The organism is Clostridium chromiireducens (assembly GCF_002029255.1).
GTDB lineage: Bacteria > Bacillota > Clostridia > Clostridiales > Clostridiaceae > Clostridium > Clostridium chromiireducens.
This window is the reverse complement of the sequence record NZ_MZGT01000120.1, coordinates 1-9,268: the sequence shown is the minus strand read 5'-3', so window position 1 is coordinate 9,268 and position 9,268 is coordinate 1. Positions and strand designations below refer to the sequence as shown.

At 28.9% G+C, this 9,268-nt stretch carries 10 protein-coding genes; all 10 read left to right on the top strand.

Annotation, left to right across the window (positions count from 1 at the left end; translation table 11 throughout):
• The first annotated feature begins 443 nt into the window (after positions 1-443).
• Positions 444-1,184, top strand: a complete 741-nt coding sequence (locus tag CLCHR_RS23075) for a tetratricopeptide repeat protein (RefSeq protein ID WP_079442246.1) — start codon at positions 444-446, stop codon at positions 1,182-1,184.
• A gap of 657 nt (positions 1,185-1,841) precedes the next feature.
• Positions 1,842-3,011, top strand: coding sequence for an ABC transporter substrate-binding protein (locus CLCHR_RS23070; protein WP_079442245.1), 1,170 nt, complete (start codon positions 1,842-1,844; stop codon positions 3,009-3,011).
• A 10-nt stretch (positions 3,012-3,021) separates the two neighbouring features.
• Positions 3,022-3,915 carry a branched-chain amino acid ABC transporter permease gene (locus CLCHR_RS23065; protein ID WP_079442244.1) on the top strand — a complete coding sequence of 298 codons (894 nt, stop codon included), beginning with the start codon at positions 3,022-3,024 and terminating at the stop codon, positions 3,913-3,915.
• Positions 3,916-3,918: 3 nt separating this feature from the next.
• Positions 3,919-4,977 carry a branched-chain amino acid ABC transporter permease gene (locus tag CLCHR_RS23060; RefSeq protein ID WP_079442243.1) on the top strand — a complete coding sequence of 353 codons (1,059 nt, stop codon included), beginning with the start codon at positions 3,919-3,921 and terminating at the stop codon, positions 4,975-4,977.
• Positions 4,977-5,747 carry an ABC transporter ATP-binding protein gene (locus CLCHR_RS23055; RefSeq protein WP_079442242.1) on the top strand — a complete coding sequence of 257 codons (771 nt, stop codon included), beginning with the start codon at positions 4,977-4,979 and terminating at the stop codon, positions 5,745-5,747. Before CLCHR_RS23060 ends, CLCHR_RS23055 begins: the two co-directional genes overlap by 1 nt.
• The gene (locus CLCHR_RS23050; RefSeq protein WP_079442241.1) at positions 5,740-6,450 is read left to right on the top strand and encodes an ABC transporter ATP-binding protein; all 711 of its coding nucleotides are present in this window, start codon (positions 5,740-5,742) and stop codon (positions 6,448-6,450) included. Before CLCHR_RS23055 ends, CLCHR_RS23050 begins: the two co-directional genes overlap by 8 nt.
• Before the next feature lie 270 nt (positions 6,451-6,720).
• Positions 6,721-7,092 carry a zinc ribbon domain-containing protein gene (locus tag CLCHR_RS23045; protein WP_079442240.1) on the top strand — a complete coding sequence of 124 codons (372 nt, stop codon included), beginning with the start codon at positions 6,721-6,723 and terminating at the stop codon, positions 7,090-7,092.
• A gap of 218 nt (positions 7,093-7,310) precedes the next feature.
• A complete protein-coding gene (locus CLCHR_RS23040; protein ID WP_079442239.1) occupies positions 7,311-7,919 on the top strand; it encodes a bactofilin family protein in 609 nt (202 codons plus the stop codon).
• Positions 7,920-7,999: 80 nt separating this feature from the next.
• Entirely contained in the window at positions 8,000-8,704 is a 705-nt protein-coding gene (locus CLCHR_RS23035) for a hypothetical protein (RefSeq protein WP_079442238.1), read from the top strand.
• Positions 8,689-9,268: DUF4004 family protein (locus tag CLCHR_RS23030; protein ID WP_079442237.1), on the top strand; the 580-nt coding region annotated here is incomplete at its 3' end. The genes CLCHR_RS23035 and CLCHR_RS23030, both read left to right, overlap by 16 nt.

Sequence of the window (9,268 nt, the reverse complement as noted above, 5' to 3'; positions counted from 1 at the left end):
TAATAATATCATTGTATACAATCAGGGTAATGGAAGAAAACTAGATAGTAGAAAATTATATTGTGAATAAAGTGAAGCTTCTATGTAGTAGTATTAGCACCTAAAATTTTAATAGTAAATTATTTAAAACTTAAAATTTTAAATCAACAATATAGCGTAGATTTAGTTTGTAAAGAATATGTGATATAATAAAAAAATGTAAAATTATTATTATTTATAAGAATGCAAAATATATAATTATTAAAAATAAGAACTTTATTATATACATGTTCTAAAAAAATTTGTTCATTAAGATTTTATTTCTATATTAGAGTGATTGGATAAGACAACCAACTAAATTATGAACTTTCTTAATTAGAACTTATATATATTAAAAAATATTTTTGTATTTAGATTGCAGTAGTAATACGATAAAATTAAGATGGAAAAAGTGAGGATAAGATATGGAAGATAATAAAAATATACAAGAGAGAATTAATGATTTTTTAAAAGAGAATAAGATAAATATAACTGGAGGAGTAATTACTAGTGAAAGACAGTTATCATCAGTTTTAAATAATCTTGCTATGAGTGACTTAGAAAAAGGAAAAACAGATAAAGCTTTATATTTTACTGAAAAATCCATAGAATTTAATGAAAAAAATTATAATGCATATTTTACTAAAGGTCTAATACTAAGACAATTAAGCAAACCTAGCGAAGCTATTGAAGCTTTTAATATATATTTTGAAAAAACAAATGATTCATTAACTAGCATATATATGGGTCTTTCATATGCAGAGTTAGGTGATATTGATAATGCATTAGATTATTTAAGAAAAGGTGAAAAGAATCTTGAAAAAGAAGAAAAAGAAAATCATGAGTCATTAATTTGTGCAGCGTATGAATGTATAGGAAATATATATTTAAATAAAGAGAGTATTGTAGAATTTACTGAAAGAGATAAGTATAGCATTAATTATAAAAGTGCAGTAAAATACTATAAAATGTCTCTTAAAATTAACAGAAAGAACTATGATTTAATTAATAGATTAGCAGCTTGCTATTATCATTTGGAGGATTACAATAAAACATTATATTGCTATGAGCAAGCGGCAAAAATTGCACCAGATAATAATATGTATTTGGAAGCAATAAAAGAAATGAAAGAAGCAGGAGCTAAATCAGAGCCAGCAGGATTTTAGTTCTAGTTTAAAAATAAATAGGTATGAAGTAGGATATATATATGTTTGTAAGTATTATTGTTTAATGGTAATTAAATAATGGATATTCAACATAACATATTTATTTAAGATATTCTGCATCAGAAAGAGAAGATATTCTTTTACATGTTAACATTTTTGTAATAGAGTATCTTCTTTTTTTATTTTCTTAAACTTAACTGATTCAATGTAGTGAGAAGATCTGTCTTTAAGTAGGCTATTTATATCTGAATTAGTAAAAACGAATAATAGCAATGTAAATATTTAGGAATTGAGAAAAAAATTAGATATGAAGTAATATGAAAGTAGGATTTTATATGGGTTAATGGTAGATTTTAAGTTATTTCAAGATAATATTAAAATTTATTGGAATACAAGTGTCTTTCGTAGGTTGACAGATGACTATATATAAGATAATATATAGTTTGTTAATAATAGTCGAAATAATTTGATATATTAATAATTAAGAACATAAAACAATACAAGGATTTAAATAATTTGTATGAAAAATTTAAACAAAATATTTGTATTATTTTAAGAATAAAAGTTCGGATTTTTTTATTTTATAATTATAAAATAATCCAGTATCTTTATAGTAACCAAAAAATACAAACAAACTAATATAGGGGGATTATTCTTATGAAGAAAAAGATTTCTTTGCTTTTGGCACTGGTTCTATCAACCTCATTTATGCTAGCTGGCTGTAACTCAAAAACAGATTCAAAAGCGAATGTAGACAGTGATGTTATTAAAATTGGTGTATTTGAACCAATGACAGGGGCTAATGCTGCCGGTGGAGAACTTGAAGTAGAAGGGGCAAAGCTTGCAAATAAACTTTATCCAACTGTTCTTGGCAAAAAGGTAGAATTAGTTTTTGCAGACAATAAGTCAGATAAAGTTGAAGCAGCTAGTGCAGCTGCGAATCTTATTGAACAAGAACATGTTAATGCAATTATAGGAAGCTGGGGGAGTGGAAACTCTATGGCAGCAGGGGATATTGTAATGGAAGCAAAAGTCCCAGCTGTTGGAGCTTCTTGTACTAATCCACTTGTAACAGCAGGTAATGATTATTACTTTAGAGTTTGCTTTATTGATCCATTCCAAGGGACTGTTATGGCTAAATATGCAGCTAATAAATTACAAGCTAAGAAGGTAGCTCTTCTTCAAGAGGTTTCTAGTGATTATTCAGTTGGTATAAGTAAGTTTTTTAGTGATGAATTTATAAAGATTACAGGAGATAAGGATGCCATTGTTGTTAAAGCTAACTACAATACAGGCGATCAAGATTTTACTGCCCAACTTACAAATATAAAAAGTAAAAATCCGGATGTAATATTTGCTCCAGGTAACTTTACTGAAGGAGCTATGATAATAAAACAAGCAAGACAACTTGGAATTACAACGCCTATTATTGGAGGAGATACTTGGGAAACACCAGAATTTATAGATATCGGACAAGATGCAGTAGAAGGGACTGTTTTTTCAACTTTCTTTGCTAGCGAAACTCCTATAACTTCTGAGTCAAAGACTTTCCTTGATGCATACAGAAAAGAATATAATAAGGAACCAGCCGCAGTTTCAGCGTTATCTTATGATGCATATTTAGTAATATTAGATGCTATAAAAAGATCTAATTCAACTGATTCAGTTAAAATAAGAGATGAAATTGCAAAAACTAAAAATTTCCCTGGTGCTGCGGGAGTAATTACAATTGATGAAAATAATAATGCAGTAAAAGATGCGGTTTTAAAAGTTATCAAAGATGGTAAATTTGCTTATCTTGATACAATAAAACCAGAAGAAAATTAGGGGTGAGGATATGACATTAAGTATTTTTATGCAATATTTAACTAACGGAATTTCACTTGGAAGTTTATATGCACTTATAGCTATTGGTTATACAATGGTTTACGGAATATTAAAACTTATAAACTTTGCTCATGGAGATATATTTATGATGGCTGCTTACTTCGCTTTCTTCGGAGTAGCTACCTTCGGTCTTCCTTGGTATTTTGCTTTTATAATAGCTATAGTTATAACAGCTGTACTGGGAATGCTAATTGAGTTTACAGCATATAGACCACTTAGAAGCGCACCAAAAATATCAATCTTAATTTCTGCGATTGGTGTTTCATTCTTACTTGAAAATTTAGCAGTTGTTTTATTTGGAGGAAGACCAAAAGCCTTCCCAACTCCAAAGATTTTTACAGATGTAGTTGTCATAGGAGGCGTTTCTATTCAAAACGTTACATTTATAATTCCTATCGTAACAGTTATATTATTATTTGCTTTACTATACTTAGTGAACAAGACAAATGTTGGTATGGCTATGAGAGCAGTTTCTAAGGATGTTGAAACAGCTAGACTTATGGGGATTAGCGTAAATAAAATAATTTCATTTACATTTGCAATTGGATCAGCTTTAGCAGCCGTAGGTTCTATGATGTGGTCTGTTAAATACCCACAAATAATTGCTACCATGGGAATTATTCCTGGACTTAAATGTTTTATAGCAGCAGTAATAGGTGGAATAGGTGATATCAAAGGTGCAGTTATCGGAGGTTTCATCTTAGGTATAAGTGAAATCATGATAATTGGTTTCTTACCAGGATTAACTGGATATAGAGATGCTTTAGCATTTATACTTTTAATAGTGATATTATTATTTAAGCCTACAGGAATCATGGGCAAAAATTTAGCAGAGAAGGTGTAAAATATGAACAATAAAAATAAAGTTTTAAATATAGCTCTTATTGCAATTGTATTTTTACTCTTATTTGTTGCAAATAATAGCTTAGACTCTTATAAGATCAGAATTTTGAATTTATGTGCCATCTATGCGGTTCTTGGGCTTAGTATGAATTTAATTAATGGTTTTACTGGATTATTTTCATTAGGACATGCTGGTTTTATTGCAATAGGTGCTTATACAACAGCACTCTTAACAATGTCTGAAAAAGTTAAGAATCAAAATTTCTTCATGGAACCATTAATAGCACCATTTAATCATATATCAATGCCATTTTTGCCAGCATTAATTGTTGCAGGTCTTGTATCAGCATTTATAGCATTTTTAATAGGTGCTCCTGCTTTAAGACTTAAGGGAGATTATTTAGCTATTGCAACTTTAGGTTTTGCAGAAATCATAAGAATAGTTATTACCAATATGCAAAGTTTAACTAATGGTGCTTTAGGACTTAGAGGTATTCCACGTACGACAAGTTTATATTGGAGCTTTGGAATAGCAATTTTTACAATAATAATTCTTGTGTCTCTTATAAATAGTTCATACGGAAGAGCTTTAAAAGCTATTAGAGAAGATGAAATTGCAGCAGAAAGCATGGGAATAAGTTTATTTAAACATAAGGTTATAGGATTTACTATAGGTGCTTTCTTTGCAGGTGTAGGTGGCGGACTACTTGGAAACTTAATGGGAACTATCGATCCTAATATGTTTAAATTTGCTCTTACATTTAATATACTTCTTATAATTGTTATTGGAGGTATGGGAAGTGTTACTGGTACAGTAATTTCGGCATTTATCGTTACAATACTTGGAGAAGCATTAAGATTTTTAGATATGGAAAAACAATTTGATTTAGGAATTTTAAGTTTTACTGGGATACCAGGACTTAGAATGGTTGTTTTTTCGATATTACTTATGATTATTGTATTGTTCTTTAGGCAAGGAATAATGGGAACAAAAGAATTTTCATGGAAATCATTATTTAAATATTCAAATAAAAAACCTCTAGAAAAAGGAGGAAATAAGTAATGGCATTATTAAATGTAAAAAATGCAACAATGCAATTTGGAGGTCTTACTGCAGTTAGCGATTTTAACCTTGAAATTAATGAAGGTGAAATAGTTTCTTTAATTGGGCCTAATGGAGCTGGAAAAACTACAGCTTTTAATATGATAACAAATGTTTATACGCCTACAAAAGGTAAAGTGATTTTTAATGACATAGATGTTACTGGAATGAGACAAGATCTTATAACTCAAACTGGTATAGCAAGAACTTTCCAGAATATAAGACTTTTTAAAGATTTAAGCGTTCTTGAAAATGTATTAATTGCAAACCATGTTCATATTAAATCGAACTTTATTGAAGCAACACTAAAGCTTCCAAAGTATAGAAGAGAAGAAAAAGAAATGATAGATAAATCACTTTCTCTTTTAAAGGAATTAGGACTAGAAGATTTAAAAGATGAAAAGGCTAGTTCCCTTCCTTATGGTAAACAAAGAAAGCTTGAAATAGCAAGAGCTCTTGCGACTAATCCGAAATTACTTCTTCTTGATGAACCAGCAGCGGGAATGAATCCTACTGAAACAGATGAACTTACAGCTTTTATTAAAGAAATTAAAGAAAAGTTCAATTTATCTATATTTATGATAGAGCATCATATGAATATGGTTATGAGTTTATCAGATAGAATACAGGTTTTTGAATATGGAATTACTATAGCTGAAGGTACGCCTTCTGAAATACAAAATGACAAAAAGGTTATAGACGCATATTTGGGGGTATCTGAAGATGATTAAAATAGATAATTTAATAGTATCTTATGGTGGAATTGAAGCTTTAAAAGGCGTAAGCTTAGAGGTGCCGAGTGGAAAAATAGTAACTTTAGTTGGAGCTAATGGAGCAGGTAAAAGTACTACATTAAAATCTATAGTGGGTCTTGTAAAACCTAAGAGTGGTAATATAGATTATGAAGGTACAGATTTAACAAAACTTAATACTGAACTTATGGTTAAAAAAGGAATAGCATTAGTTCCAGAAGGTAGAAAAGTTTTTGCTGATCTTACAGTACTAGAAAACTTAAAGATTGGTGCTTATTCAAGAACTGATAAATCTGGAATAGCAGAAGATTTAGAAAAAGTATACTCACTTTTCCCTAGACTTAAAGAAAGAACATGGCAGACAGCTGGTACATTGTCAGGTGGTGAACAACAAATGCTTGCTATAGGTAGAGCGCTCATGTCAAGACCAAAACTGATAATGATGGATGAACCTTCGTTAGGACTCGCTCCAATAATTGTAAAGGAATTATTTGGAATAATTAAGAAGATTAATGAAGATGGTATGACAGTTTTATTAATTGAGCAAAATGCTAATGCAGCATTAAAGATAGCTGATATAGGTTATATAATGGAAACAGGTAAAATTACATTAAGTGGATCAGGTCAAGAATTACTTAATAATGATGAGATAAAGAAAGCTTACCTTGGAGAATCACTTTAATGCAAGAATCATATCAAATTAATTAACGATTTTGTATAGTTTATATTGTCTTATGAGTAAGCAAAAGCGTATAAAAACAAGTTAGTATAGAATACTAGCTTGTTTTTTATTATGATCTTTTATATAGATAGATTATTAGATATTCACTAGGTTATGATAATTCTATGTTATAATAAATGTATATAATAAAAATTTTAATTAATATGTATATTATTTAAATTGCAGAAAACTAAAAATAAATAATTATTAATATGTAGAGGGCAGATAAGTATGTTTTTTATTGGAATATTTGGAATGGAAAATAAGGACAAAAAAATCAAAGAACTTACAAATTTAGGCTGTAAGAAATGCAACGGAACGACAACAGGAGAACTAATTAAAAATTATAATTATTTTCATGTGTTTTTTATTCCAATTTTTAAGTGGGATGAAAAATACTATGTAACATGTAATCAGTGTGGGTCACTATTTCTTATCTCTAAGGAAAAAGGCAAATCTATTGAACATGGTGAAAATATTGAGGTGACTTATTGGGATTTACAAGAAAATCATGAGAATTATCATTACAGAGTATGTGGTAATTGTGGCAATAGAATAGAAGCAAATTATAAATATTGTCCTCATTGTGGTGAAAAAATCTAATTAAAATATTATTAAATTTAAGATAACTCAGTAAAAAGATAAGAGGTATATCTTTAAAAATCAAAGGCTTACTAAAATAACTTAAGATGTACCTGAAAACTTTTTATTAAAAACTCTTTACAATGAAACAATGTTACGCTAATATAAAAATATAAGAATGATTTGAAGCGAAAATATATTATTAGGCGAAACAATGTTACGCCATAAGGAGAGAATGCATGAATAAATTACATGATATAAATTTAGATGGTATTGGAAGCATAAATGGGGGGGGCTACAGAAATATTAAAATGACTGGTGTCGGGACCATATTAAATGATATTACCTGTGAAAGTATTATTTTAGAAGGTGTTAGTAAAGTAATTGGAAATATAAACTGTAGGGATGCGGCTATAGAAGGAACGTTTAACTGTAAAGGCAGCATTGAAGCAAATGATGTAATAAGAATAAATGGATATTCAAAAATAGATGAAAATATTCAGGGACGTGAAGTTAATGTTGACGGAAAGCTTGAAGTAAAGGGCTTATTATCGGGTGACAAAATAAAAATTTTATTTTTAGGGAGAAATAAGATTAAAGAAATAGGTGGAGAAGAAATAATTATTTTGCAAGAGAAAAAGAGCTTAGTTACTGGACTCATAATGCCTAATAAATTAATAAGTGAATCTATTGAAGGTGATACGATTATATTGGAAAATACAGATTGCGATATAGTTAGAGGAAAAAATGTTACGATTAAAGGCATTTGTAAAATTAGAAAAATAGAATATGAGGATGAAATTCATATAGATGAAAGATCAAAAGTAGAAAGTATTGTGAAAATATAGCGATGTTTTAAATAGTGATATTATATGAATCAGAAGTAATTGAATCTCACAGATATAATGAAAAATGAGGGTGTGTAGAAATGAATGATATAAATTCTATTAAGATTATTGGAAATGGTATTATAACAAATGGTGAATATGAAAAGGTATCTATACTAGGAGAAGCAATAGCGCTAGATAGTTTTAAATGTAACTATTTAAAGGTTGTTGGAAACTGCATTTTAAAAGATGAAGTTATTGCAAGAAGAGTTAAAATTCTAGGTGAAATGTTATGTGAGGAGAGAGGAATAACTGAGTCAGAATTAGAGATTCTAGGCGAATTAAGAGCGTTGAAAGATTATAAAGTTAATAAAATTAAAGTACTTGGGGAAGCGAGATTTGAAGAGAATTTATTTTTTGAGGAAACAGATATACTTGGAAAATTGGAAGTTTATAAAGATTGTGAAGGAAACTTATTTAATAGTAGAGGAAAACTAAAAATTAATGGATTATTATCAGCAGAAAACATAGATATAAATCCAAATGGAATAAGTACAATTAGCGAAATCGGTGGAAGCAAAATTATAATCAGAAGAAAAGGATTATTTTCTTTTGGAGAATCAAAAGTAATATCTAATACAATTGAAGGCGATTATATAGAATTAGAAAATACTGAGTGTGAGATTGTTCGTGGTCATAATATAAGAATTTTGGCTAATTGTAGAATAGGTAAGGTTGAATACACAGGTACACTGAGTGTAGATAATAGGAGCATAGTAGGTGAAGAAAAATGCTTGAAGAATTAATATCAAAAAAAGAGCTATTAGAGGAATTGCAAATATCTTACGGACAATTATACAGATGGAAAAGAAAAAAATTGATTCCTGAAGAGTGGTTTATAAAGAAGAGCGTATCAACGGGACAAGAAACTTTTTTTCCGAAACAGAAGATAATTACAAGAATAAATAAAATATTGGAGCTAAAGGACGACGTTTCTTTAGATGATTTGGCTAATCAATTTTCTTATAACGTGAAAGATATAAAAATAGTGAGGGACTACTTAGTTAAGAATGAGATTGTACCATTAGGTATTATGGAAAGGTTCGAGTCGGTAATAAATGTCGATAATAATATATACGATGAACTTAGATTATTTACATTATTCATATATGAAAATTTGATAGGAATCGGTTTTTTAAGTTTAGAGGAAGTCAATGAAATAACAGAATCAATTTCTAGGAATTATAAGTTATTATGTGATGAAAATAAGGTACTAATCATAAAAAGAAAATTAGGTGTACTTTTTTATTATATACTAAATAATGAACCGGAGATATTGCTTGATGAAAAAGCTATAGAAATATCCAGAG

What these genes read in the sequence shown, in the direction of transcription:
- CLCHR_RS23075 (WP_079442246.1), top strand. Translation starts at nt 444, where the DNA reads ATGGAAGATAATAAAAATATACAAGAGAGAATTAATGATTTTTTAAAA.
- CLCHR_RS23070 (WP_079442245.1), top strand. Translation starts at nt 1,842, where the DNA reads ATGAAGAAAAAGATTTCTTTGCTTTTGGCACTGGTTCTATCAACCTCA.
- CLCHR_RS23065 (WP_079442244.1), top strand. Translation starts at nt 3,022, where the DNA reads ATGACATTAAGTATTTTTATGCAATATTTAACTAACGGAATTTCACTT.
- CLCHR_RS23060 (WP_079442243.1), top strand. Translation starts at nt 3,919, where the DNA reads ATGAACAATAAAAATAAAGTTTTAAATATAGCTCTTATTGCAATTGTA.
- CLCHR_RS23055 (WP_079442242.1), top strand. Translation starts at nt 4,977, where the DNA reads ATGGCATTATTAAATGTAAAAAATGCAACAATGCAATTTGGAGGTCTT.
- CLCHR_RS23050 (WP_079442241.1), top strand. Translation starts at nt 5,740, where the DNA reads ATGATTAAAATAGATAATTTAATAGTATCTTATGGTGGAATTGAAGCT.
- CLCHR_RS23045 (WP_079442240.1), top strand. Translation starts at nt 6,721, where the DNA reads ATGTTTTTTATTGGAATATTTGGAATGGAAAATAAGGACAAAAAAATC.
- CLCHR_RS23040 (WP_079442239.1), top strand. Translation starts at nt 7,311, where the DNA reads ATGAATAAATTACATGATATAAATTTAGATGGTATTGGAAGCATAAAT.
- CLCHR_RS23035 (WP_079442238.1), top strand. Translation starts at nt 8,000, where the DNA reads ATGAATGATATAAATTCTATTAAGATTATTGGAAATGGTATTATAACA.